This is a genomic window from Holdemania massiliensis AP2 (assembly GCF_000327285.1).
In the GTDB taxonomy this organism is placed as follows: Bacteria; Bacillota_I; Bacilli_A; order Erysipelotrichales; family Erysipelotrichaceae; genus Holdemania; species Holdemania massiliensis.
In genome coordinates this window covers 11825-37219 of sequence record NZ_HE998571.1, presented here as the reverse complement: position 1 = coordinate 37219, position 25395 = coordinate 11825, and the positions used below count along the sequence as shown (strand labels likewise).

The following is a 25395-nucleotide window of genomic DNA, read 5'->3' as shown; positions in this document are numbered from 1 at the left end:
GAAAACATGATCGAGAATGCAATTGTCTTCGCACTGTCCAGCAGTGTTGAACTGGCTCAGGAAATCGTTGAATACCTGGGCTTACCGATGGGAAAGATTTCTGTTAAGCATTTTGCCGATGGAGAAATTATGGTGGAGCCGGAAGAAACCGTTCGCGGCCGTTCCGTTTATATCGTTCAGTCGACTTGTTCGCCGGTATCGGATCGATTAATGGAAGTGCTGATTGCGATTGATGCCTGCAAGCGGGCCAGCGCAGGTGAAATCACAGTCATTATGCCGTATTACGGATATGCGCGTCAGGACCGCAAGGCCCGCGCACGGCAGCCGATTACAGCGAAGCTGGTTGCGGATCTGCTTCAGACAGCCGGCGCCGACCGCGTTGTTACGATTGATCTGCATGCTACGCAGATTCAGGGTTTCTTCAATATTCCAATTGATGATTTAAGTGCTGTGGCGATGATCGGCCAGTATTTCCGTTCCAAGAACTTGGATAATGTTGTGGTTGTTTCTCCGGATCATGGCGGAACAACGCGGGCCCGGCGTTTGGCAGACTGCCTGAACGCACCGATGGCCATTATTGACAAACGCCGTCCGAAACCGAATGTTGCTGAAGCGATGAATGTCATTGGTGAGGTTGAAGGCAAGACCGCGATCATCGTTGATGATATGGCAGATACATGCGGTACGTTAATTGCCGGTGTTAATATTCTGAAAGAAAAGGGCGCTAAAGAAATTTATTTCGCCTGCACTCATGGCCTGTTAAGCGGCCCGGCGATTGAACGGATTCAGAATTCCTACATTAAGGAAATGGTCATTACCAATACGATTCCGTTAAGTGAAGAAAAGAAACAAGGCACGGATAAGATCACATTATTATCTGTCGGCTACATGCTGGCGAAGACGATTGAAGCGATTCAACTGAAAAATCCAGTCAGCGCTGTTTACGATCTGTTTAACGACTAATTTACACTCCACTCTTTAACAAAAGGAACGCTCTCAGCTGGGTGTTCCTTTTTTTGGTACACCCGACATGGGTGATAACTAGACGGTGAAAGACCGTTGCGCGGTTGTGGCAACAGGGATTAAATCGCTGGCCGAAGGCAAGGTTAGTGGTGTTAACCTAAGAAATGAGGTTGACATGATTTTTTATTTTCGAACTTAATTATATTTTAAATACAGATCATTCAAGCTTTTTATAAGAAATACTCGATTATCTGTGCCTGCTTTTTAATTGTATAAAAAGTGGATAATAATATCAATTCATGACTGCGTTTGCACAGTTCTAAATTTTCAGTGCGTGATCTAATAAAATGGCATAGATTATTTTTTCGGAATCAAATAATAAATTACAGAATACTAACTATATATTAAGGTATTTTTCTTAGCTTTATTGTTTAGCATAGCTCCCAAAAATATAATAAACATTTTATCTTTAATTATAATATATAATAAGAATGATTAATTGAAATGCGATCAATAACATGACTTAACTACATACGAGATACTCATATTTAGAGTGATTATAATGACAGAAAAATCGTCAACTCATTTCTTGGTTCTTACTCGAATTTGAGTAAACCATAACGAACAAAAAAGAGGAATAGTTAAATTATGTGCAGTCAAAGGCATAATCTTATTGTTCTTTTATAATTGTCTTTAACTATACCCTTGACTGAGTAGAACCCATTTCATAGGTTAAAATCATTGTCCTTTATTCAAAGGTGTTTCTAACCTTTGTCTGACCAGATTTCATCCAAAAGTGTTGAAAATCCGACGAATTGGGAAAACATCAATATCTTGTTTGTATCAATTATGAGCTTAGTTACAATATTAGTATTATGTGCTGTAAATCAAAAATTTGTGTTATACTAAAAATAGGTTAAGAATATACCAAAACGTCAAACCTAGAAGGAGGTGCACATAAAATAGGAGACGTATCTAATAATAATGAAGAAAGGGTGAAGAATATGAAAAAAGTTGTTTCAATTATTATTAGTATTGGATTTATTCTCAGTTCTTTTATTTCAATTGCTGCTGAATCTTCGATCTCCAGTGATCTTGTAGACCAGACTGCAAAGTTGATTGCAGGAAGTGATTTGTACCCATATGTATCTGGTCAGGAGGCTTATCTTGGTGAAAGATTATTATAAGTCAACCAATTCTGGAATAATTGATTTGTATCCTAGTCAAGAATATTATCCTTTGTATTCGGGAGAAAATGTGATTGGGATTATAAGTGTATCGAAAGACGAAGATGCATTTAAAACATATACATTATCTCCAAGTTTTGCTAATGATATGAACAAAATTCAGAAAATCACTAATCAGTTTGCTATAATTTATAAAGACACTTCTGTTATTATAGTAACAGCTAATGAAATTGAATCTTTTGGAGAAATAATTCAAGATCTAACACTGGAAGAAATTAATGAGATTAGAGCTAATATTAAAAATGTTAGATATAATGAAAAAAGAAAAGTACCATTATTTCCTCAAGTGCGTGCACAAAAGTACTATAATCTTCCTGTTAAATCTCAAACGGATACTTATGATTGTTGGGCTGCGGCTGCAGCTTCTATACATGAGAAAAAATCAGGAAAGTATACATCAGTTGCAGATGTGAAAGATGATTGGGGATTTTCTACAGCAATTCCAACAGATTGGGCGGTATCTAGATTCAATTCAGTTTGGGGATATGATAGCTATAAAACAACAGGATCGACTGCAATTAGTGATTTAATGATTTTAGTTTTAAATAACAAGCATTCAATGATGTTGTTTAGTGGACCAACGAGTGGACATTTTTGTGCATTAAATGGCTATTACAGTCCAACAAGTACGATCAGTTTTATGGATCCTGCTAAGGAAGGCTCCAATTATGGACAAATTCGTACATCTTCAAGTGAAAATAGCCAAGGACATTTGACTTTTACAAGTAATGGTAATACTTGGACTCTGTCAGAACAAGCTGTAATTAGTCCATGAAGAAATTTTTAATACTAATTTTAAGTTTCCTTGTTTTATATGGATGTTCATCTGCTAATCCGGAAAAATATGAAACCGTGCAAAATGAGGAAATACCGTTGACCATTCATGATACGATACTCTATGAGGAAACGAGTGAAAAGATTTTTACAATTACGAAACTCAAGGATAAAAGAAAAATTATTGATGAGATGGTATTGCATCAAAATGGTACTGAGATTCAACCGGAAGATCTCTTCCTTTTGTCCATGGGGCGTATTCTTCGCTTTGTTTCACAGGAAAGAGATCTTGTAATGATATATTACGATCAAGGCACATACGACTATATAATCTATTTCTACGGGCAAAGTGATCCGGATAAAATAACAGCGCAGTATGATTTCAATATAGCTGATAAAATTTTAAGATTTGATGACCCGCACGGAAAAGATTCTAGCTTGGAAATCATAAATTATCTGCGTAAGGTATATTCCAAAGAAATTGTTATATCAGGACTGGAATGAAGTTTAATTCAGGAACGCTCTCAGCCGGGTGTTCCTTTTCCTATGTCTTTATTGACATTCTAACAATTTCATTACCTTTCTGCTTGATTGACGACGGTTCCGGACAAACATGGTATAATGAAAACGACAAAATTCGACACCGCGGAGCAGGAGGAAAATCATGAGTAAAAAACAGAATCAGTCGATCATTCGTAAGATGATCAGCATTACAATCATTGCATTAATATTAGGCGCAGTTTGCTTTTTAGGCGGTGTCCTGTTAGCCCAGCGCACCCATTCTGGGAAAACTGTGATTACCAGTGATACACTGTTCCAGCAGCTGCGGTCTGTCAGTCAGCTGACAACGGTAGAATATCATTATACCAATATGGGGAAGTTTGAGAAAAACGCGGATCTTAATGGCTGGACGATCCCGCTGACCAAGGCTAGCTTTATCCTAGCTTATGATGGTAAAATCACAGCTGGAGTTCGTCTGGATGACGTCAAGATTGATGTCGCTCAGACGACGATTACGATCACACTGCCCGCCGCGGAGATATTAAGTCATGAAGTAGATGAATCCAGTATTGAAGTGTATGATGAGTCCAATAATATCTTTAATCCGATCAGTATTTCTGATTATGCCGCTTTTTCCAAGCAACAAAAAGAAGTGATGGAAAATAAAGTGATTGAAGGCGGATTGCTTCTGCAGGCGCGGCAGAAAGCAGGCGAAGTGATCAGTCAGTTATTGACGACGGCCAATCCAGAATATACAATTGTCGTGCAGGAAGCAAAATCGGAATAGCTCATTGAAAAAGAATTGCTTTTCATCGAAACAAAACAAAAATGTTATGCTGCAATAAAAAATCTCTGATCTTCTCCATGCGGGACAAGCAGAGATTTTTTGTTTTGTTCTAGTTGGTCAGAAAGCGCGTTAATCTGTTCTGCGAGATTCATTCATAACGATTAGAATGAAATGTGAAAACAGGCAGTGCTAAGTCGTTTTTTAGAACTAACAAAGTAAAACTAAGCAGCCGCTAGTTCTGTTTCCGGCGTCATTTCAATAAATTGATCAAGATCAAAAGAATACAGATAGGCCTGGATCTGCTTTTCTGGGTACATTTGATGTAAACAGCGCTGATAAATAGAAATCTGCCGGGCATACAGCGTCTTTAGCTGATCGACCTGAGCATGACGGTCGCTCTTGAAATCAATGAGAATCACATGGGATTCATCCTGAGCAACATAGTCCATCTGCCCATGAATCAATTCATTGCCGGAAAGAACGGCAAAGGAAAGTTCTTTCTCTATGTTCATCCTCTGACATTGTTGAAATAACGGTTGTCGGTTCAGCTGAAGCAGAAGCCGAATATCAGAAAACCTGATTTCCGGAAGAAGTGTGCGGATCAGAGTTTCCGTCCACGCTTCATTCGGCAACCTTTCTACCGCTTCATGCAGTTGAATGCCGCGCTGAGCCGGCCGGATTGCCGCTCGATTTGGAAACAACGCGGGAATATAGGCTGTTTGTTCCGTTTCCGAGGGCGTCAGTGTGACTGGAAGCGGCTTTTCTTCCGTGTAGCGCGGCAGCGTTACAACGGAATGGCGGCGGCGCTGAAGCTGCTGGACTTCCCAACGATCTTCGATTATGCGGACTTTCCAGAAATCAGCCTGACTTTGACTCATCGCGGATAAAATCAGGTCGGTTGTGCCTTTCCGCTCCAGCAGAGTGTTCATCGTCATTGGTTTTTGCGGCAGTTCCCCTTTGACCGTATCGACAAGAATCATTTGATTCTGGGCCCGCGTTAATGCGACATAAAGAATCCGGATGTTTTCTTCCAGTTCTTCCAATGTGATTTTGTATTCAATGGCCTGCCGAATGACGGTAGGGCGCTTAAAACGCCACGGCAGTTCCAAAGCCGGCAGACCAATACCCAGATCAGCGTCGGCGATGCAGGTTTCCTTTTTATCCATGATGTCGATGCGGCTGCTTGCCCAGTAAAAGACAACCGGAAACTGCAGACCCTTGGATTGATGAATCGTCATGACCTTCACAACGTCATCTTCATTCCCTACAGGAATGGCTTCTGAGGTTTTTTCTTCGCTGACCTGTTCAATCATGCCCAGAAATCCAGTCAGAGAATCAGAATGCTCTCGACTGTATTGTTCCGCTTTCTGGCGCAGTAAGTCACAGTTGGTGCGTTGCTGAGCCGTGCAGTGTTCTTCATAAAAATGATGAATCTGAAACATTGCGTCAAGCAGGGCGCACAGACCCTGTTTCTGCACAAGGCCATTCAGTCGCTGGCGGTCAGCGACGAGCGGGTGGTGAATTTCTTTCAGCATATCAAACAAGAGCCGGCGTCCGCGTTTCATTGCCAGCTCAGCCAGTTCTTCATCGTCCATCTGATAAAAATCCGAAGATAAAACCGCGGTCAGCGATAAATTATCAGCGGGATTGATCAAGATTCTAAACCAGGAAAGCAGGATCTGCATCGCTTCCGATTGGAAGAAACCGGCTTTGGCATCAATGTAATAGGGAATGCCGGCCTGTTCAAAAGCCTGCTTTAAATGCGTTTTAACCGCATGGGAGCGAACGAGAACCACATAGTCTTTCCAGTGCCGGAAGTCTGAGGTTTCATGCATTGTCAGAATCTGCTGGGCGATGTACTGAGCTTTGATTGGATTGGCAGCGAGATTCTCCATTCCCTCGTCCTGTTCTTTCAATGCTTTTACCATTAAAGCATGGAATTCAACTGGATAATTATCCTGCTTTTGTGCCGGAGCTCCGGTTTTAACACAGTCATGATCGGTATATTGATCAGAACCGCCGGGAATATTCATCAGCCGCAGAAACAGATCGTTGTTGAAATCCACGATCATCTGTTTGGAACGGTAGTTGCTGGAAAGATGAATAAAGCAGTTTTCCGGCCGCGGATCGTTCATCAAATCGCGCATGATCTGAGGCTTTCCGCCGCGGAACCGATAGATGGACTGCTTGACGTCACCGACGCGGAAGACATTAGCGCCGCGGGAAATTAAGCCGATAATCGCGTTCTGCAGATCGTTGGAATCCTGGAATTCATCGACCATGATTTCGTCAAACCGCTCACGGTAACGCTGCGCGGCCAAACCGTTTTCAGCGGTTAAGATCCGATAAGCGAAATGCTCCATGTCATCAAAATCGATGCCTTCCTGCGCTTCTTTGAGCTGAGCATAGAATGTCAGATAATCCAGCGTCAGTGCGGTGAGGGGCTTGAGTACTTCGTAGGTCAGCGCCAGATCCGAAAGCAGCGTTTCCTCGGAATAGGTGCGGCTGACAAGATCTTTCGCCAGAGCATTGAGCTGTTTGCGCAGGTTGTTGAATTCCAGCGCGTCCTTCAGCGTGCTGATTTTCGTCTGGATCGCGCCGAAAAGCGCGCGGCGGTATTCACGGTAATCCGCGTTTTTTGCCGCTTGAATCGCAGGTGTTAGTTTTCCCAGAAACAATAAAATTTCATTTGCCTGCTTCGCTTGATCCGGATAAGCGTCAAACAGAAGACGCTGCATCTGAACCGCACAGTCTTCCAGCCGGCCGGCTTCCACCGCGCAGCGTTCAAAGAAGATTTCCTTAAGCGGAGAAGGCAGCTGGTCAAGCCGGGCAATCGGGGCATAAGCTTCTGCCGCAGCCTGAATCCAGGTTTGGGGATCCTGGGATCCGCCGGCTTTGGCGGCAATCGCCAGAACCGCCTTTTTTAATTCGGAAATATCCTCACTGCGGCTGGAAAAATACTGCAGCAGCGTTGTAAACTGTTCTGGATCCTGCCGCATGTGATTGCGGCAAGCCTGAGTGAAGGCTTTCTCTTTCATCTGCGCGACTGCCGCATCGTCAAAAATATGCCGGATGCGGGCCGGATTTAATCCGATCAGCGCGTAATCGGCTTTAATGACAGACAAGCAGAAGGAATGGATGGTGCTGATATGGGCACTCTGCAAAAGGATCAGCTGCTGCCGGCAGAATTGGGCTTCCGCTTCGCTCAGATTGGGTTCCTGCAACTTGTCGTTCAGACTTTGAAGCAGCCGTTTTTTCATTTCACTGGCGGCGGCTTCGGTAAAGGTCATTGCGACAATGCGGTCAATGCTGATGTGATCCTGAAGCATTCGCTTCATCAGCCGGGCAACCAAAACGGTTGTTTTACCGGCTCCGGCAGATGCTGAAACAAGAATGTTATGATTGACAGTGTGAATGGCTTTCAGCTGTTCCTCACTCCATTGAATTGCCATCAGAAGACTCCTTTCCTTCATTGATTCCAACCCACGGCACCGGTTTTTTCGGCGCTTTCCGAAGGCGGCAGATCGGTTTAAAATCACAGAACAGACATGCGCCCTCAACGGGATCTAATTCAATCCGGCCGCTGCAAAGCTGTTCCACTAAGTGCTGATACAGCTCTAAAATCAGGGCTTCAACATTATCAAAATCCTTGAGACTGCGGACTTTAACCTGTCCGTCTTTGCAGGTCAGGCCCTGAACATGAGTGCCATCATAATCCAGTCCCTCGCACTCCTTCATCGTCCAGCCTTTGAGCTGATGACTGCTCTGCAGCTCGCTCATCCACTCATCGCGGTCAATTTCCTCAATTTCCATTCGCCGGCCGTTCAAAGAAGCTTCGCTGACCGGAATTGTTTCGTTTTTCAGTGAACAGTAATAGGCTCCAACGGGGTTTAAATTCAGTTTGCGGACAGCGATGATCAGGTATGTCAGCAGCTGCAGCTGCAGGCCGGCTTTCACTTTTGTTTCGCTGAGCGTCTTGGCGGAGCTTTTGTAATCGAGAATCCGCAGATCATTGAAACAAATGTCAATCCGGTCGATAATCCCTTTTAACCGGACAAGAATACCGTTGCTTTCGATCAAATCTTCCTCAAAGCGGAACTCCTGATGCGCCGGCTTAAATGAGGTATTTTCCTCCATGCCGGCCAAGGATTCCAAAAGCTGTTTCAGATTCAGCTGCATCCGCCGCTGAATCTGGTCAATTTCCGCCTGCTGATCCGGAAACAGATCATTCAGCTGACGGAAATAGGGATCCAGAATCGCTGCAGCCTCGTCTTCGCTGATTCTGGCATAATCTTTATCCCAAGTCTGTATACTTTGTTCCAAAAGGGCGTGCTGGATCGTACCGGTAATCGCGGCGTCAACGGAGGTCAAACTGCCTTTGGACAGCCGCAGTCCGCTTTTTAAAAAATAAGCATACGGACATTGGAAATAGGTTTCAAAGGAGGAAATACTGCCGCGCAGCACGTTATCAGGAACAAACAGGCGGCGGGCTGTTTCCGGTGAAAGCTGATGATGCGGGTCAGTATAAACCTCATTCTGGATTAACGGCCACAGCACAGCGGGACGGGCAGCACGCTGTTCAATTTCAAAAGCGACATCCCAGCTTTTTCCTTCGTAGTTGCCTGCGGCGTAGGAAAAGATCAAACAGCGCGAAGCACTCGTGTAAATCCATTCCAACTGCCTGGTGTAATGATCATAACGTTCGGCTTGGGAAGGCATCGATGTATTCTTGAGGTAGTCTTCATCAAAGATTCCGGTGCAGGCGATATTTCCCGGGAAACTATTCTGGTCTGCGCCGAAAAGAATAGCCAGCGGACGGCAGGGCAGCGGGTGTTTCAGATCAGTCAGCGCAATCCTTCCGTCAACTTCTTCGCTGACCTCCAGTTGTTTCTGATCCAGCAGCGCCATCAACATATCCACAGCTTCCGGCTGACCAAGTAAATCCCAGCAATCTTCCAGCGTTGCTTTTAAATTTAATAAAGCGCGGCGTTCCAACTCATCATTTAAGCAGGGCTGCTGGCGCAGCAGCTCGTAGCAGCGGTTCAGCTTTTCACTCAGCGGCGCTTCTTCCAATAACGGAAGCAGCCAAGGCAGCAGCTGTTCATGGATATTCTGTGCCTGCGCTTCCATTCGCAGAAGGTTTTCTTTTTCAATCGTATTCAGCAATGTGTTGGTTTCCAGAGCCTGCTGAACATGGGTGAAAACCGGTGCCCGCAAGTCGTTTATATCGAAAACAAATTGTGTCAGATACTGAACATAAGCTTCTGAAATAGGCGTCGGATAAGCTTTTAACTGCAGCGTTGTTAAAACGGCCTCGACAGAAGGCGCGCGCGTCAGGGTGACAAGGGCGCTGAAGCAGCGCAGGATTTTTGACGGCTTGGAGTAAGATACCTGAGCCGCGGGCAGCTGATAACGATTTAAAACAGAGCGAACCAAACTTCCGTCGCGCTGACTGTCGCACAGGATGATCATGACATCCTCCGGCTTCCATTGTTCACGCAGCAAAAATTGTGCCACGCCTTCGGCCTCCTGCCGGGAATTCAGAGCTTTGTAAAAGGCTGTGCCCGGCTGTCCTTTTTTCAGCGGACAGATTCGCAGGCCGAGCTGCTGCAAGGCCTCAAGAAGACGCTGCTGGTGCAGATCTTCCACCCAGCCGGGTATGCATTCGATTCCGCTCAAATCCGAACTTTTCACTTGATCTAAAAATCGTATTTCCTGTTGATGCGAGAAAGGCAGATCGCTGATTCGTGTCAGCAGCGCTTTCAGCTCGCGCTGGCCTTCCGTCTTCACGGGCAGTTCTGTGAGCTTCAGCCCATAATCCTGCATCAGCCGGTGGAACGTGATTAGCTCACGGTGAAAATCCGGATACCGGACCATACCATGATAAACCCGGCAGTCATCCGCCGCGTCTTGAATTCTTAACGCCGCGATCAGGCTGTCGCGCGTTTCGTTTTCATTATCCAGAGCCTGCCCGCGAAACAGCCCGGATAATGTTCCCGCCGCGTAATGCGTCAGAAACCGGCCGTTCTGTTCTTCGATTTTTGCTTTGATCAGCAAGCTGTGCAGGTATCGCGGCGCCAGTAAGTTGGGAATTTTCATGATCATTGCCTCCGCTGTTTTCAATATGCTTCATTTTATCATAGATAGCGTCCGCCGGCAAAAGCCAGAACTTGCCTGAAAATGCAAAAACAGACGAATTTGGGCTTCGTCTGTCAGCGATGAATCATTAAAAGGGACTGATTCTCATCAAATTCTAATTGATCTAACGTCGGCTGTGAAGCTTCGACGATCAAGGTTTGGGGACCGGCATAAAATGCTTCAGAAGTATACCATTTTCCCTCCCGCAAGCCGCGCAGGAAAATCTTCAGTCCGTTTTTAAATTCTTCAGCGTCGTCGCCGACCGCATAGATATTTAAGCTTTTCATTTCCTGATTTTGCAGGGAGTCGGACAAATCCGTTTGCTGCTTATACTGGCCGGGCGGCAGGGTCAGCTGTAAACTGCCGTTGCCCAGGTTCGGATTATCGCGGAAGACAACATCCTCATAATAGAATGAGAACCGGACTTGATCCAGCTCCTCCGTCGGAGTCAGATGGATCGTTTCAGTCTGAACGAGTTCGGGGAAATCTTGGCTGATCGGTACTTCCTGATAGCGGGAAAATTCGACCATCATCCAGGGGACGCCAATGCCCGTGATGACCAAGCTGGCGATCAAACTGGGTAATAACGAACGTTTTTTTGCAGCCGGGCGCACAATCCGCCACAGTCTTGAAACTACAGAATGGAAAATACCGGCCAGCCCCAGGCAGATTAACGTCACGCCCCACAGTTTGGCGCCCTGAAATAACAGGAAGATCAGCAAACCGAAAGCGAAACAGAAGACGAATTCGCCGAGGCCAAACGGAATGACGATCATCAGCGTGATCAGCTGTACGATTCCGATCATCAGCCGGGCTGCCGCTTTGCCGATGCCCCTTCCGGATTTTTTCCTGAATCCTTCCTCATTATAATAATAAGGGTGAGAGGCACGCGGCTGAATCAGTGGATCAATCGGATCTTCCAATATCCGTTTATCCTCATCCTCTAAAGTCTGCGTGATTTCTGCTTCCGTTCTATCGATAATCTCCACTGCCGCTTCCGCCTGAGCTAAGGCTTCCCCGGCTTTGTCATCTGTGTTTTTCGCCTTCGTAATTCCATCCGGATTTAAGGCGTCGGCAGTGCCGTTTCGAGGGGTGCCGGCGTCGCCATGATGCCAGTGAAAGTTGAATACGAACGGCTTTTCAATGAGATCCCGAAGGGCAAGTTCTTTATTTTCTAATCCTCGGGAAATAAAGCTTGCCATTAACAGGACGACCAGGCAGAGATAAATCAGGTTGATTGCTAAACGAACAAATAAGTTTAGCGGGGCGGCTAGAAAGTTCGGCAGGATCACGCGCAGAAGACCTGTCGCCAAAGTTTCCAGCAATGAGAACGGAATTTTGATCAGGCCGATGACGACCAGCGCGATCAAAATCAAAGCGACCAGCCGGATTACGGCTTCTACGCTGAGGTTGTTGAAATGCTGCGTAAAATACGTGACGGCCGAGTCGATACCCTGGGTCATGATGTCAACGACATTGTCGATAATATCGCGGCTTTTATCATGGGTATATTTATCATCAATCTTATACGCGCTGAGAATCTCCCGCGCCAGATCATCAAGATTGCCGAAGTCCGCGACCGCTTCATCTTCGGTTTTGCCTTCCTGCAGCTTGTTGTCGATATATCCTGAATATTCGTCCAGGATATCCTGAATTTCATCCTGTTTAAGCAGATGCAGCTTATGTTCTAACTTTTCAAGAAATTCCTTCTTGCTCATCGTGAGTTCCCCCTTCCAGGAAAAGATTTAATTGTTTGGAAAATGCCAGCCACTCCGTCTTAAGCTGATTCATTGTCGTTAAGCCCAGCGCTGTGATGCGGTAATATTTGCGCGGCGGGCCTTCTGTGGATTCAACCAGGTAGGTTTCAAAATATTTCTCGTTGGTCATGCGTTTGAGCAGCGGATAAATCGTGCCTTCATTCACCTCAACGACTTCGCAGACCCGCTTGACCAGCTCATAGCCGTAGATGTCATGCTGACTGACAACGACCATGACGACCAGATCAAGCACGCCTTTTTTAAATTGTGCGTTCATGGCGATCCTTCCTTCTGGTTACCATGCTAAACCAACTACCTTGCAATGTCAAGTAGTTAAAGCAGAACATTTTACCAGTTTTTACACCCTGAGGGCAAATTTTACTTTTTTTATTGGCTGATTGTGATAAAACTGATATAGAAGAAACTGAAACAGGGGGACCAAACACATGGCAATTTATCAAATTTTAGAAGAAATTAAAGATGTCAGAAAAGAGGGGGAGCTGTGCGACTTTAACGGCTACCTGGAAGATTACTTGGAAATGATCGACGCTTCTGAAGATCAGCCGATGAAGGATATCCTGCATGCGCTGTTTGAAGAAGATCATGATTTAAAGATCTGCGTGAATCTGCGCGCCGATATCAACCGTCAGGTTATTTCCAATCAGATCATTCGATATAAAGATGCGTTCAAGCTGCAGGGACATCCGGTAATTTGTCCGGTTATTGTTTACGGCAAACAAGAGGATGCCGAACGGGCGCTGATCCTGGTTAAGCACAGTGACCGCAGCTATCTGTATGCCAAGGGCCTCTATTACACGCTGACGGAACCATACAGCTTCTTAGCTGACTGCAAGAACGAACTGGTTGCCGTGACGGCAGAGAGTGTTGACGGTGTGCTGGCGACTTTCCGCAAACTGTTCAGCGTCAAAGCGGGGGCTTTGCAGCGGGAAGCGGACCGCAATCGTTTCTCCAACTATGAACAGCTGAAGAAAGACGCACTGGATGAAGCCGAAGCTGTGAAGGAAAATGCCGAAACCGAGCTGCGCGATGCGGAGGATAAGGAAGCGATGATTTATTCGCTGGTTGTACGCTGGTTCTTACTGAAAAAGGTTGTTTACGTTCAGTACATGGTCAACAAGGACATGCTGCAGAACGTTCATGAAGGCAATATCAAGAAACAGCGGAATCAGGCCAAGATCAACGCGGATGAAATCCCGTTTATTTCTTACAGTGAACTGTGGAGAAGCATCTAAATCAAACAAACTGACAAGCATGACAGAAATGTTGTGCTTGTTTTTCTTTGTGATGAATTGTAAGTCGACTTGCCTTTGATGATTCACCATCGGCGGACAAGCCGATCCGGACAGACAACGGTTGCCTGTTGAAAAAAGTTGTGCCTGCGGCTGAGCAGGAAGGTGTTCATTTTCACCGATAAATAAATTATTCTGAAAATGAATAAAATAAAAGAATAAATAATTCGACATCAAATCATCTTCGTGATAGACTATGAAAAAAGGGTGGATTCGATCATGACGATGCAGGTCAGCTTTGAAAGAATTGACATCACTCCGGCGCTGCCGGTCCGCTTATCCGGTTTTGGAAAAGTCCGCTGGGCCGAAACGGCGCACGATCCGCTGTTTGCCCGCTTGCTGTTATTCAGCGGGGAACAGGAAACTTTATGGGTTCAGCTCGACTGGTGCGCGGCGGATTCCATGCTTTTTGATCAGGTTGCGGATTTAACCGGAATTCATCAGCCGCATCTTATCATTTCAGCGACGCATACCCATTCCGGGCCATGCGGCACGGTCCGCTGCGATCAGGGTATTCTGAAGGGCCTGGAGCCGGTATTCGGGGATGTGAATGCCGACTATATTGCGGAAACTGCCCGCCGGATTGCGGATGCTGTTGAGCGGCTGCGGCAAACGAAGCAGAATTTTCAATGGCGATTGGTCCGCGGAACGGTTGCCGGACTAGGAACGGACCGGCATGATCCGCAGCTGCCCTGCGATCAGGACGCCTTCGTTCTGGAACTGATCACGGAAAAGGGGCGGCGCTGCTTGTGGACGCGCATGGCCTGTCATCCGACAGTCCTTAACGGCGATAATCTTGAGCTGACGGCCGATTTTCCCGGCGCGCTGGAAGCCTGCTTCGATGCGGTAGAAATGGTGGCTTATGTGAACGGAAGCTGCGGGGATATGAGTACGCGTTTTACCCGTCAGCAATCCAGCTTCGCTGAAATGGAACGCTTGGCTCAGCTGGCGGCTGATCAGCTGAAATCGCTGTTGGCGCAGCCTGTTCCTTTCACGCCGGGCGAGAAACTGACGTTGAAGATCCATCAGAGAACCTTTCGGGTAAAAGCGAAGGTTTTGGACTCGGTGGAAGTGGCTGAAGCCCAAGTCAGCACCTTGAAGGCTCAGGTTGAACAAGCTCGCAAAGAGGGGGCGGATGCCCATGCCCTGCGGCTGTTGGAGTCCCTGAAAGAAGGAGCAGAGAATAATCTGCTGTCCTGCCGCAATGCTTCCGGCCTGCGGGAAATCGCGTTGTCTGTTTCCTGTATCCAGCTGCCTTCGCTCAATCTGATCACTGTTCCGGTCGAGCTTTTCAGCAAGCTCAGCAACCCGGTAAAGGCAGAATGGAATGCTGAATTTATCGGCTATACGAATGGTTACGCTCTGTATATGGCGGATGAAAATGCCTTTGTTCAGCAATTTTACGAAGCGATGAGCAGTCCGTTTGAAAAAGGCGCCAGGGAGGAGCTGATCCGGCAGATAGGCAGCTGGCTGCTGACATTGCACTGATTCATTTTTCTTATTAGTCCGATTTTCTGCCAGTAAACGCTTATAATTCTCAGTGTGCAGCGGCCGCGAAACGGGCCGCTGTTTTAGTAGACCCCTTTTTAAGCGTTGATTTTTAAACCCTTGCAATGCTTATGGATTGCTGAATTGTCTTGCGGAAGAAGGATCTAGTTCTGATTTTGCGGGTTCGTGAAGATTCTTATCCGTTCATTTGGGTCTTTCAGAGAAGACGGAGTAAAAAACAAAGCTGACAAAGCAGTCGGGATTTAATTTGCCGACGCTGTTTTCCGATTTTCTCACCGCAGTTTCATAATTTTCATTTCATAGTAAAAATTCACTTTAAAATAAGTCGGTAAAGCACGTTTTAATGCCCTCTTAACTGTGATATAATTAACGCGAGTTCTTATCAGAAAGAAACTTCAGAACTCATGCAAGGGGGACAAAATGAGAAATTCCTGGATCTTTCCGGTGCTGTTTTTTATGATGATATTTGGATTTGGCGGGATGTTCAGCGGCCTGCTTTTTCCGCTTATCATCTTTTTTATAATTTATAAATCGGTAACGAAGAATAATAATGAGCGGCAGACAATTCGCCGCCGGTCTTCGTCAGGACAGAGCCGTACGCGGCTGTCCGGCCGTCAGAGTGATCTGGTCAATGAAGCGCTGGGCCGTTATTTCCGCACGCATGAAAAACTGCCGCTTTTGGAAGAAATCAGCCTGCGTCCGGAAAAGGCGGAATATACCGGACTGCGGAATCTGATTCTGTTAAAAGAGGACGACTGCATTGGAACACTGGATGAGTTTGGAGAACGCTACCCGCGGCTGTATAACGAAGTTCTGCGCCTGTTGGTTGAATTTGCCAAACAGCCGCAAACCGAGGAAACACCAAAGCCGAAAGTAAAACCGGAAACGGTGCAGGCGGAAGAGCCGGTACCGGCCCAGCCGGAACCGCAGCAGCCAGAGTTGGATCGGGCGGAAGCCTGCATTGAAAAAATTAACGCGCTGAATACCGAAATCGCCAATGAATCGATTACCAATGGACTTTATCAGACCTGCGCCTTGCTGAAACACCTGGCGATTGCCGAGGAAAAATTTCCTGAGAATAAAGATAAGCTGGATAAGCTTTATCAATACTATCTGCCGATTTTGCTGGATATTCTGGAAAATTACAAAAACATCGGCCAGTCTGCCGCCAATCATGAGGATTTCCACGAAGCGGAGGATCGTCTGAATAAGACGATCATTCTGATCAATGAAGCGATGAAAACGATCAGCGCGACGATGGCCGAGGATGATTTGATGAGTTTGTCCGCAGATATGACAACTCTGGAAGCCCTGCTGAAGAAGGATGGATTGGTCCAGGAAGGCACGCTTTCAGGCGTCAGAAAGTAGGTGAAGCAATGAGCCAGAAACAAAAAAATACTGATTATTTGGATGATTTGTTTGACAAACATTTTAATGACAAAGATTTTATGAACACCAATCTTGCCGATTTCGGACAGATGGTGCGGGATACCATTAATGAAGAAGCCCGCAAGCAGGGTTATGATACGATGAGCGATCTGATCAGCGGTGAGATTCAGGAAGGACTCAGCGGCAATAGCCGGACCCGCAAGCGTCCGGTTGCCGCGGCGGTTCACCGCCGTCACGGAAGCTACCGCACCCGTTATGAATACGTTCGGGAAATGCTGGAAAATGTCGTTTATCCGCCGCGTCAGCGGGGCTATTACCGCGATGGGCATCAGGATGCGATACAGCGTTATCTGCGCAGAATGGCCATCAATCAGAATGACATGATGATGTATGAGAAAATTGTGGATGAGGAAATCCGCAAGTATTATCAACAGAATAACCGTCAGCGCGGCAATAAATACGACGAAGGCTATTACGATGGATTAAAGCTTGTGGCCCGCGCGCTGAAAGAGTCCCGCGATCTGATGATGGAAGAAATCGGCGATCGGCTGGCGGCAGCGCTGAAAGTCTATTAGAGGATAAGGCATGTCAAAAGAAAATGAAAAAAAGGATCTTGAACAGCTGATGAATTCAATGTTTCGCGGACATCGTTTGAATACGGTGTCGGCGGAAGACTATCTTGAGCAGGTTCAGAAAAACCAAACGGAGCTGCGGACCGGACTGGATCAGGCGCAGGCCCATCAGAAAAAGGCGGAGGATACGCTGCGTTCGACTGAAAACGCGATGGATCAGCTCAATGCCATTCTGCTGCGGCAAGGCGAAGAAATTCAGAAACAATCGGAAGCGCTGCGCGAACAGTCGCAGGATTTAGGCTTCAGCGATCAGGATTTTGCGAAGCTGCAGGCCGAAGTTCAGAAAGATTTCGGGATTCAGGTCGATATTGAGAACAAGGAGAAACGTCAGGCTCAGGATCTGCAGGCAGTGCTGACAGGAATGCGGGAAGCCGCAGAACAGACGGGCGCGGTTGTGTTGGGCCAGGAAGTCTTTCTGAGCGATTTGGCCCGAGCGTTCTTTCGTCCTTTCGCCAGCGGTCAGCCGGAAGGCGTGCTGCGCAATGTCTTTGTCATCAGCGGCCCGGTTGGCAGCGGCCGGCACCTGGCGCTGTCGACGATGATCCAAACCCTGGCTGAAAAACACTGGCTGACCAGTGCGGACACGGTGACGATCAACGGCTCGCATTATGCCGGAAGTGATCAGGAAAAAGTCTTCATTCAGGATATGTACGCGGCTTCCTGCGCCGAAGCCGAAGTGATTGTCATTGAACAGGCGGAAGCAATGTATCCGCCGTTTCTCAATCAGCTGATGAAGCTGTGTCAGAATGAAGAAGTGACTTTGAATAAACGATATGTCTTAAATAAAGGAAAACAGCTGGTGGAAGCCAACAGCTCATTGGTCACCCAGACGGTGTCAACGCTGAAATTGACAGATAAATACATTGTTTTCCTAACGGCTTCACGCAAGACGCTGATGCAGAATTTCCCGAATTCCATGACGGAAGTGATTTTAGATCAGCCTTCATCGCAGCCGCTAAGCCAGGAAGTTCTCCTGACGCTCTTTCAGCGGCGGTTAGAGGAAACGATGCTCAACGCTGCCAGACAGCTCAACATCACTTTGACCTTTGAGGCGGATGCGGCTAGGAAACGGCTGGCAGTCTTGGAAACGTCAACCGGAGCTTTGGCCTTGGAAAAAGATATCCGGCAGCTGAATGCCGCTTTAAACGAGCTGTGTCTGAAACAATCGGAACCGCTCCATGAGGTTCATATCAAAGTGGAAAAGGAATGGATTTTTGAAGCTCACGGTCAACCGCTGGCGATTTCTGATTTAATCCGGCTGGAAAAGGATGATCTTGAAGCCATTCGTAAAGAAATGGATGCGATTGTCGGCCTGCAGGAAGTCAAAGATACGTTAAAATCCATGGAAGAACATTACAAAGTCACCCAACTGCGGCAGAAACAAGGCTTGAAAGCCGCGCCGCTGTCCCGCCATATGATCTTTACCGGCAATCCCGGAACGGGCAAGACGACGATGGCCCGCTTGGTTGCCCGGCTGTTTAAGGCCCTAGGCTTGTTGTCGCAGGGGCAGCTGATCGAGGTCAGCCGCAGTGATTTAGTCGGCCGTTATGTCGGCCATACCGCACCGCTGACCCAGCAGATTATTGAATCGGCTTTGGGCGGCGTGCTGTTTATTGATGAAGCGTATTCATTAGTCCGCGGCAAGGATGACAGCTTCGGTCTGGAGGCTGTCGACACGTTAGTGAAGGGCATGGAAGATCACCGCGATGATCTGATTGTCATTCTGGCTGGCTACAGCCGGGAAATGGAAGACTTCCTGAATGCGAATTCCGGATTGAAGTCGCGGTTCCCCAATATTCTGAACTTCGCCGACTATACCGGCAGCGAACTGACGCAGATCGCCGTTTCACTGGCGCAGGGGAAAGACTACGTCATCGACGAGGGCTGTCTGAACGATTTAACGATTTATTTCAACGCGGTTCAGATGAACTCCGCCGCTCGCAGCGGCAACGGCCGTTTAGCCCGCAATACTGTAGAAAAAGCCATTCTGAATCAATCCCGCCGGATTTTGAACGATCCGAAAGCACGGATGGATCTGCTGCTGCGGGAAGATTTTGACCTTGAGCTGCAGGACTAAATTTACTGAAGATCAATAAAGCTGCCGGGAAGGCTTACTAACCAGCAGCTTTTCCTTTTCTTGCAAATGAATGGAAGCTTTCCGAGGAAGATAACCACACTGTTCCGCTGATTCAGGAGCATCAAAGCAGAAAGCGGTGCGTGCAAACAAAATTCATCGCTGACCAGACTCGGGAGTTTCTTGACAAGCGGAAAGCGACCGTCTAAGATTAAAGAGGTAAACGAATTCAATGGATAGAAAAGAGGAATAATGATCATGGCTGAAGAGAAAATTACGCTGACGCTGAATCCCCAGATTTCAGAAGAAGAAACTATTGCGGAACCAGCGCCGCAGTTAAAGACTGCGGATCAGCAGCAGGAAGTCAAATTAAGCCCGGAAGAACAGAAAATGGTCGATGACTTTTCCAAGCAGATCGACGTGACATCATCCACAACCGTATTGCAGTACGGCGCTGAAGCCCAGAAGAAAATTGCGGATTTCTCCGATTCTGCCCTGCAGAATGTCAGAACGAAAGATCTCGGTGAAGTCGGTGAAATGATGGCGGATCTGGTCGGTGAGCTGAAAGGCTTCTCGGCGGATGAAGAAGAAGAAAAAGGCTTGTTCGGCATGTTTAAGAAAACGACGAACAAGATGGAAAAGATGAAAGCTCGCTATGATAAGGCGGAACTGAATGTCAACAAGATTTCCAAAGCGCTGGAAGATCATCAGATTACGCTGATGCGCGATATTGCCCTGCTGGATCAGCTGTATGAAAAGAACATGGTTCATTTCAAAGAGCTGACCATGTATATTCTGGCAGGGAAAAAGAAGCTGCAGGAAGTTCGCAGTCAGGACCTGCCGAAGATGATTGAGGCAGCCAAGCGCAGCGGACTGCCGGAAGACGCACAGAAGGCCAATGATTTGGCTAATGCCTGCGACCGGTTTGAGAAGAAGATTCATGATCTGGAACTGACGCGCACCGTTGCGCTGCAGATGGCTCCGCAGATTCGTCTGGTTCAGAACAATGACACTCTGATGACGGAAAAAATCCAGTCGACGCTGGTCAATACGATCCCGCTGTGGAAAAGTCAGATGGTGCTGGCACTGGGGCTGAATCACTCCAAGCAGGCGATGGAAGCTCAGCGTGAGGTCAATGAAATGACCAACCAGCTGCTGAAAAAGAATGCCGATACATTAAAGATGGCCACGATTGAAACGGCCAAGGAATCCGAGCGCGGCATCGTGGATATCGAAACGCTGCAGCATACTAACGAAGCGCTGATCTCGACGCTGGATGAAGTCGCTCAGATTCAGAAGGAAGGCCGCCAGAAGCGGATTGAAGCGGAAGCTGAACTGCGCAAGATCGAAAAAGAACTCAATCAGAAACTGCTGGAAATCAATCGTTAAAACAACAGTTCTGTGCTGAGATCTCATTGGTAAAAGAAAGACGGAATAAAAAACAGGAAGCGCTTGGCGTATGCATAAGCATGAAGCTAAGGCTTCCTTTTTGTCAGCCTTCTCCGCAGCCTCTGTCTTAGGCGATTTTTGTGCAGTTCCCAGCGGTCATCGAAGCTGCAGCCATGAAAAAACAGGTTGTTTGCGTTTCTGTAAAATAGAGGAATTATACGCTGCTTTCTGATTTAGGAGCTCAATCTTTGGCAAAAAACATTCTTTCACAAGAGTTTTACAGTGGATGCCGAACATCTATGATATAATATAAAAGTAAGATTAAAGCAGGAATTGAGATTGCTTTTCAAGCTTAATTACGGTACTATGAATCACTGTGAGCAAACGGAGAGGAAACACGCTGCAGACGAAAAAGAAGCAGCGGAATAAGGGAGGATTTTTATGGTTTGGATTTATTCTATCGTCGTTCTGTGCGCGACGACCATCGGAGCGATCGCCGGTTTGGGCGGCGGTGTAATTATTAAACCTTGTTTTGATATGCTGGGATATCATGATGCGGCAACAATTGGGGTGTATTCATCGATCGCGGTCTTCACGATGTGCATTGTTTCCATCATTAAGCAGCTGCGGCACGGTTCCCGGTTTGATGTCCTGACAGTCGTCATGATTTCATTGGGATCCATTCTGGGCGGATTCGCCGGGGAAAGTGTGTTTAATTTAGTCAATCAGCAGTTCTCTTCCCAGGGGACGGTGAAGGGAATCCAGGCAATTTTATTGGCGGTTACGCTGGTCTGCATCCTGATCTACACGCTGAATAAATCGAAGATCAAGACCTACCGCGTCAAAAATAAGGCAGTGATTACGCTGCTGGGTTTCGTTCTTGGGGTTATTTCGGTCTTTTTGGGCATCGGCGGCGGTCCGATGAACATTGCGCTGTTGACCATCTTCTTTTCCTTTGATATGAAGGAATGCGTTGTCTATTCGATCGCGACCATTTTCTTTTCACAGATTTCAAAGCTGTCCCAGGTGTATATCGCCAACCAGTTTACAGCGTATGATATGTCGCCGATTTTGTTTATCTGCGTGGCTTCGGTCATCGGCGGCTATCTTGGAACGTGGCTGAACAATCGGCTGGATAACCGGCAGGTGGAAAAAGTCTATATCGCCACCATGGCTTGTCTGCTTCTGCTCAGCTGTTTCAACGCTTACCGCGGTTTTTTTGGATAAAATAGAGATAAAGAAAGAGAGGATTCTACAATGAGTATTCCTGTACCTGCACCGTATATCGCCCAGTTTGAACAACGCGGTTTCGGTATGTTTATCCACTGGGGGCTGTATTCACAGCTGGCTCAGGGGGAATGGACGATGAATCTGCATCATATTTCCAATGAAAAATACACGGAGTTATTCAAAAACTTCACAGCGGAAGATTTCGACGCCAGACAAATTGTCGCGCTGGCTAAGCAAGCCGGCATGAAATACATCACGCTGACCACCCGGCATCACGATGGTTTTTCCCTGTATGATACCCGTGGTCTGACCGATTATGATGTCATGCATACCCCATGCGGCCGGGATCTAGTGAAGGAGTTTGTGGAGGCGTGCCGGGAAGAGGATATTCTTCCGATGCTCTATCACACGACGCTGGATTGGGTGCACCCGGATTTTGATCAGGATTTTGACGCCTATTTAGAATATCTGTCCAAGTCGGTGGAAATTCTCTGCACGCATTACGGTAAGATCGGAGGGCTGTGGTTTGACGGCAACTGGTCTAAACGGGATGCGGACTGGAAGCTGGATGAGTTCTACGGCATGATCCGGCGGCTGCAGCCGGAAGCGATGATTATCAACAACACCGGATTATCCCAGCAGGGAAAGACCGGTCATCCGGAAATTGACAGTGTCACCTTTGAACAGGGACAGGCTTCTCCGATGAATCGGGAAGGCATGCCGAAGTATGTGACCGCTGAAATGTGCCAGACGATGAACCGGCATTGGGGAATCGCTGAGCATGATCTGGATTACAAGAGCCCGCGGCAGATGATCGAACGGCTGTGCCATGCCCGCAAGGTCGGAGCGAATTATCTGCTGAACATCGGTCTTACCGGCCAGGGCGGCGTGACCAAGATGACCGAGGCGCTGCTGGAAGTGATCGGTCAGTGGACGGCGATGGCGAAGGATTCGCTGTATGACGGTCAGGTCAGTCCGATCCGCTGCAGTCATGAGAAGGACTTTGTGCTGGAGAAGGACGGCTGCGCTTACGTCTATGTTCATGATCTGCCGTTATTGGGGCCGAAGGATGTCGTAGCGGCCTATGAAAGCACCGATGAAGATCATGCACTGTTGGGCTTAACCCGCAAGGTCAAAGCGATTCACTGGCTGGATAATGATGAAGAACTGTTGTTCAGTCAGAACGGCGATCAATGCAGCTATCGGGCCGTGGGCTTCCCTTATGGAACGCATTGGATTGTGCGCGTCGCCAAGGTTGATTTTGAATAATCAGCCAGGAAGATCCAACACCGCTGCTTAAAAGGAAGCGGTGAAGTGAAACTTGTTTCAATCTTAATCAATAAAAGAGGAACAGCCTCATTACGGATGGATAACGTAAAGGAGCTGTTCCTTTTTCTGTGCTTCAATTTTCAGGCGCATTCCATGTCATAAAATCAGCGCTTTAACAACGAAATCCTGTTGGTGAGTGATCCTCAGCTTTGCTGCAGTCCCTCATTGTCCGGCAGCCCGTCGGCGGCGTTCCTGTTCCGCTGCCTGCAGCTCCTGTTGACGCTGTTGGGATAACAATCCGGCACTGAGATGACATTGCTTTAAGAAGGCCTGGGCAGAACGGGTCAGATATTTGGAACGATGGTAAACCAGGTGGCAGGTTCGCCGGAAAGCCATATCCGGAATTTGAAGCAGCTGGACTTCCCCCTGCAGAATATCATCTTTTACCAGTTCATAAGGCAGAACGGAAATCCCGATATTGGCTTCCACGGCGCTGACGATGGCCCGGGTTGAGGAACTCTGCCATAACGGCTCGACCTGGATTTGATGCGCTGTCATAAAGTTTTCAAAAATCTCCCGGGTGCCGCTGCCCAATTCCCGCATCAACAACGGTTCACGAACAATATCCTCCAGCGTAAGCCGATCCTTTTTGGCCAGCGGATGATGAGCGCCGCAGAGGACGACAAGCCGGTCTTCATAAAACGGTTCGGTGATGATATCCGGTGAATGAATCAGACCTTCGCATAAAGCGATGTCTATTTCATTATTCAGAATTTTGGCTTCAATGGTTTCTGAACTGTTGACAATCACCGGAATTTTAATGCCGGGAAAGGATTGAGAAAACGCTTTAACAATCTGCGGAAGCAGCCGAATACCCAGAGAAATACTGGCACCCACGCGCAGCGTTCCGAAATAATCCCAGTTTTTAATTCCGGTTTCCATCTCATCAAAGGTAGCGGTGATGTGCTGGGCATAGCTCAGAAAGTTCTTGCCTGCTTCCGTAATGTAAATTCGCCTTCCAATCCGGTCGAACAGCGCGATACCGTAATAATCCTCCAGCTCGCTGATGGCCAGGCTGACAGCCGGCTGCGACAGGTAAAGATTTTCCGCGGCGCGGGTAATGTTCATCGTGCGGCAGACTTCAACAAAAATACGCATGTGACGCAGGGTCATAAAAACCTCCTTATATATTAAAAACAATATGAAATATATTTAATTATAATATTATTCATATAATTGGGCAAGCACTATAATGGGGTGGAAGGAAAGGGAAAGAGAAATGGATAAAAAACAGGAAGTCAGTCTTATTAAAATGTTTACCTCAACCTTCACCCTCAGCATGTTCACTTTCGGCGGCGGCTTTGTCATCGTCCCGTTAATGAAAAAGAAGTTCGTTGATGAGCTGCATTGGGTGGAAGAGAAGGAAATGATGGATCTGGTCGCGATTGCGCAGAGCTCGCCGGGAGCGATTGCGGTCAATGGTTCAATTATTATCGGTTATCGGCTCAAAGGGATTGTCGGCGCTCTAGTCAACATTCTGGCGACGGTACTGCCCCCGCTGATCATTTTGACCATCATCTCGTATTGTTATGATGCCTTCCGCAGCAGCGCCGTCGTCAGCTTTGCGATGCGCGGGATGCAGGCGGCCGTTGCCGCGGTCATTGTCGATGTCGTCTTCAATATGATCAAGGGACTGATCGTGGAAAGAAATCGAGTCGGCATTGTCGTCATGATTCTGGCGCTGATTGCCAATAGCGTCTTTAAGGTCAACATTCTCATTCTGATCGTCGTCTGCGGCGCGATTGGGACTGTGAATACGATGAGCCGTGAAAAGGCCAGAAAGGAGCGCATCGGATGATTGAAATCTTCTTTAAGCTATTCTGGAGCTTCTTCCAGATCGGTCTGTTCAGTATCGGCGGCGGGTATGCCGCGATGCCGCTGATCCAAAATCAGGTGGTTGCGATTCATGGCTGGCTGACGATGACGCAGTTTGCGGATATCATCACGATCGCTGAAATGACGCCGGGTCCGATTGCGATCAACTCAGCCACATTCGTCGGCACTCAGGTCGCCGGCCTGCCGGGAGCCATCATTGCCACAATCGGCTGCGTGCTTCCTTCCTGCATCATCGTGCTGACCCTGGCCTGGGTTTATTATAAATACCGCGAATTGTCCGTCATGCAGGGAATTCTGTCCGGTCTGCGGCCGGTTGTCGTAGCCCTGATTGCCGGAGCTGGAATCAGCCTGTGCAAATTGGCGCTGCTGAAAGAAGGCGCCGCGGGATTGTCCTGGTCGCAGATTGACTTGTTGTCGGTGGGCTTGTTTGCCGCGGCATTGATCGCCTTACGGAAATTCAAATTGAATCCGATTTGGGTCATGGCCTCGATCGGCGTGTTCAACGTAGTCATCCATATCTGGGGATAAAG

The 25395-nt window shown here is 47.3% G+C and carries 20 protein-coding genes; 15 read left to right on the top strand and 5 right to left on the bottom strand.

The window, feature by feature from the left end; all coding sequences use genetic code 11:
- The first annotated feature begins 6 nt into the window (after positions 1-6).
- From BN162_RS15835 to BN162_RS15815, 5 genes are all read left to right on the top strand, one after another.
- Entirely contained in the window at positions 7-963 is a 957-nt protein-coding gene (locus BN162_RS15835; RefSeq protein ID WP_020226104.1) for a ribose-phosphate diphosphokinase, read from the top strand.
- A gap of 1004 nt (positions 964-1967) precedes the next feature.
- Positions 1968-2150: a hypothetical protein gene (locus tag BN162_RS18810; protein ID WP_020226103.1), complete on the top strand. Its 183-nt coding sequence runs from the start codon at positions 1968-1970 to the stop codon at positions 2148-2150.
- Positions 2134-2985 (top strand): hypothetical protein, encoded by an 852-nt coding sequence (locus BN162_RS15825; RefSeq protein ID WP_020226102.1) that lies wholly within the window; start codon positions 2134-2136, stop codon positions 2983-2985. The genes BN162_RS18810 and BN162_RS15825 overlap by 17 nt, the downstream gene beginning before the upstream one ends.
- Positions 2982-3488 carry a hypothetical protein gene (locus BN162_RS15820; protein WP_020226101.1) on the top strand — a complete coding sequence of 169 codons (507 nt, stop codon included), beginning with the start codon at positions 2982-2984 and terminating at the stop codon, positions 3486-3488. The genes BN162_RS15825 and BN162_RS15820 overlap by 4 nt, the downstream gene beginning before the upstream one ends.
- Positions 3489-3648: 160 nt before the next feature.
- Positions 3649-4272: a DUF4230 domain-containing protein gene (locus tag BN162_RS15815; RefSeq protein WP_020226100.1), complete on the top strand. Its 624-nt coding sequence runs from the start codon at positions 3649-3651 to the stop codon at positions 4270-4272.
- A 221-nt stretch (positions 4273-4493) separates the two neighbouring features.
- Here BN162_RS15815 and BN162_RS15810 read toward each other — a convergent pair whose 3' ends face one another.
- From BN162_RS15810 to BN162_RS15795, 4 genes are all read right to left on the bottom strand, one after another.
- The gene (locus BN162_RS15810) at positions 4494-7724 is read right to left on the bottom strand and encodes a UvrD-helicase domain-containing protein (protein ID WP_020226099.1); all 3231 of its coding nucleotides are present in this window, start codon (positions 7722-7724) and stop codon (positions 4494-4496) included.
- Positions 7705-10371 (bottom strand): PD-(D/E)XK nuclease family protein, encoded by a 2667-nt coding sequence (locus tag BN162_RS15805; protein ID WP_020226098.1) that lies wholly within the window; start codon positions 10369-10371, stop codon positions 7705-7707. The genes BN162_RS15810 and BN162_RS15805 overlap by 20 nt, the downstream gene beginning before the upstream one ends.
- 113 nt (positions 10372-10484) lie before the next feature.
- The gene (locus BN162_RS15800) at positions 10485-12128 is read right to left on the bottom strand and encodes an HAAS signaling domain-containing protein (protein ID WP_020226097.1); all 1644 of its coding nucleotides are present in this window, start codon (positions 12126-12128) and stop codon (positions 10485-10487) included.
- The gene (locus BN162_RS15795; RefSeq protein ID WP_020226096.1) at positions 12106-12444 is read right to left on the bottom strand and encodes a PadR family transcriptional regulator; all 339 of its coding nucleotides are present in this window, start codon (positions 12442-12444) and stop codon (positions 12106-12108) included. Before BN162_RS15795 ends, BN162_RS15800 begins: the two co-directional genes overlap by 23 nt.
- Positions 12445-12613: 169 nt before the next feature.
- Here BN162_RS15795 and BN162_RS15790 point away from each other — a divergent pair, with 169 nt between their 5' ends.
- From BN162_RS15790 to BN162_RS15750, 8 genes are all read left to right on the top strand, one after another.
- Positions 12614-13420: a hypothetical protein gene (locus tag BN162_RS15790; RefSeq protein ID WP_020226095.1), complete on the top strand. Its 807-nt coding sequence runs from the start codon at positions 12614-12616 to the stop codon at positions 13418-13420.
- Between the two features lie 276 nt (positions 13421-13696).
- The gene (locus BN162_RS15785) at positions 13697-14965 is read left to right on the top strand and encodes a hypothetical protein (protein ID WP_020226094.1); all 1269 of its coding nucleotides are present in this window, start codon (positions 13697-13699) and stop codon (positions 14963-14965) included.
- 441 nt (positions 14966-15406) lie between these two features.
- Positions 15407-16354 (top strand): 5-bromo-4-chloroindolyl phosphate hydrolysis family protein, encoded by a 948-nt coding sequence (locus tag BN162_RS15780; protein WP_020226093.1) that lies wholly within the window; start codon positions 15407-15409, stop codon positions 16352-16354.
- Positions 16355-16362: 8 nt separating this feature from the next.
- Complete coding sequence (locus tag BN162_RS15775; RefSeq protein ID WP_020226092.1) at positions 16363-16950, top strand: hypothetical protein; 588 nt, start codon at positions 16363-16365, stop codon at positions 16948-16950.
- Between the two features lie 10 nt (positions 16951-16960).
- Positions 16961-19084, top strand: a complete 2124-nt coding sequence (locus BN162_RS15770) for an AAA family ATPase (protein ID WP_020226091.1) — start codon at positions 16961-16963, stop codon at positions 19082-19084.
- Positions 19085-19339: 255 nt separating this feature from the next.
- Positions 19340-20470 (top strand): toxic anion resistance protein, encoded by a 1131-nt coding sequence (locus BN162_RS15760; RefSeq protein ID WP_040452406.1) that lies wholly within the window; start codon positions 19340-19342, stop codon positions 20468-20470.
- A 441-nt stretch (positions 20471-20911) separates the two neighbouring features.
- Positions 20912-21697, top strand: coding sequence for a sulfite exporter TauE/SafE family protein (locus BN162_RS15755; RefSeq protein ID WP_020226088.1), 786 nt, complete (start codon positions 20912-20914; stop codon positions 21695-21697).
- 30 nt (positions 21698-21727) lie between these two features.
- Positions 21728-22969 (top strand): alpha-L-fucosidase, encoded by a 1242-nt coding sequence (locus BN162_RS15750; protein ID WP_020226087.1) that lies wholly within the window; start codon positions 21728-21730, stop codon positions 22967-22969.
- 222 nt (positions 22970-23191) lie between these two features.
- Here the strand turns inward: BN162_RS15750 and BN162_RS15745 are convergent, their stop codons facing one another.
- Complete coding sequence (locus BN162_RS15745) at positions 23192-24142, bottom strand: LysR family transcriptional regulator (protein WP_020226086.1); 951 nt, start codon at positions 24140-24142, stop codon at positions 23192-23194.
- A gap of 106 nt (positions 24143-24248) precedes the next feature.
- Between BN162_RS15745 and BN162_RS15740 the strand changes: the two genes are divergently transcribed.
- Together BN162_RS15740 and BN162_RS15735 are read left to right on the top strand one after the other, a co-directional pair.
- Positions 24249-24827, top strand: a complete 579-nt coding sequence (locus BN162_RS15740; protein WP_020226085.1) for a chromate transporter — start codon at positions 24249-24251, stop codon at positions 24825-24827.
- Complete coding sequence (locus BN162_RS15735) at positions 24824-25393, top strand: chromate transporter (RefSeq protein WP_020226084.1); 570 nt, start codon at positions 24824-24826, stop codon at positions 25391-25393. Before BN162_RS15740 ends, BN162_RS15735 begins: the two co-directional genes overlap by 4 nt.
- Positions 25394-25395: the final 2 nt, after the last annotated feature.

Coding starts and splice junctions, on each gene's coding strand:
- BN162_RS15835 (WP_020226104.1), top strand. CDS start 7: ATGATCGAGAATGCAATTGTCTTCGCACTGTCCAGCAGTGTTGAACTG.
- BN162_RS18810 (WP_020226103.1), top strand. CDS start 1,968: ATGAAAAAAGTTGTTTCAATTATTATTAGTATTGGATTTATTCTCAGT.
- BN162_RS15820 (WP_020226101.1), top strand. CDS start 2,982: ATGAAGAAATTTTTAATACTAATTTTAAGTTTCCTTGTTTTATATGGA.
- BN162_RS15815 (WP_020226100.1), top strand. CDS start 3,649: ATGAGTAAAAAACAGAATCAGTCGATCATTCGTAAGATGATCAGCATT.
- BN162_RS15810 (WP_020226099.1), bottom strand. CDS start 7,724: ATGGCAATTCAATGGAGTGAGGAACAGCTGAAAGCCATTCACACTGTC.
- BN162_RS15805 (WP_020226098.1), bottom strand. CDS start 10,371: ATGAAAATTCCCAACTTACTGGCGCCGCGATACCTGCACAGCTTGCTG.
- BN162_RS15800 (WP_020226097.1), bottom strand. CDS start 12,128: ATGAGCAAGAAGGAATTTCTTGAAAAGTTAGAACATAAGCTGCATCTG.
- BN162_RS15795 (WP_020226096.1), bottom strand. CDS start 12,444: ATGAACGCACAATTTAAAAAAGGCGTGCTTGATCTGGTCGTCATGGTC.
- BN162_RS15790 (WP_020226095.1), top strand. CDS start 12,614: ATGGCAATTTATCAAATTTTAGAAGAAATTAAAGATGTCAGAAAAGAG.
- BN162_RS15785 (WP_020226094.1), top strand. CDS start 13,697: ATGACGATGCAGGTCAGCTTTGAAAGAATTGACATCACTCCGGCGCTG.
- BN162_RS15780 (WP_020226093.1), top strand. CDS start 15,407: ATGAGAAATTCCTGGATCTTTCCGGTGCTGTTTTTTATGATGATATTT.
- BN162_RS15775 (WP_020226092.1), top strand. CDS start 16,363: ATGAGCCAGAAACAAAAAAATACTGATTATTTGGATGATTTGTTTGAC.
- BN162_RS15770 (WP_020226091.1), top strand. CDS start 16,961: ATGTCAAAAGAAAATGAAAAAAAGGATCTTGAACAGCTGATGAATTCA.
- BN162_RS15760 (WP_040452406.1), top strand. CDS start 19,340: ATGGCTGAAGAGAAAATTACGCTGACGCTGAATCCCCAGATTTCAGAA.
- BN162_RS15755 (WP_020226088.1), top strand. CDS start 20,912: ATGGTTTGGATTTATTCTATCGTCGTTCTGTGCGCGACGACCATCGGA.
- BN162_RS15750 (WP_020226087.1), top strand. CDS start 21,728: ATGAGTATTCCTGTACCTGCACCGTATATCGCCCAGTTTGAACAACGC.
- BN162_RS15745 (WP_020226086.1), bottom strand. CDS start 24,142: ATGACCCTGCGTCACATGCGTATTTTTGTTGAAGTCTGCCGCACGATG.
- BN162_RS15740 (WP_020226085.1), top strand. CDS start 24,249: ATGGATAAAAAACAGGAAGTCAGTCTTATTAAAATGTTTACCTCAACC.
- BN162_RS15735 (WP_020226084.1), top strand. CDS start 24,824: ATGATTGAAATCTTCTTTAAGCTATTCTGGAGCTTCTTCCAGATCGGT.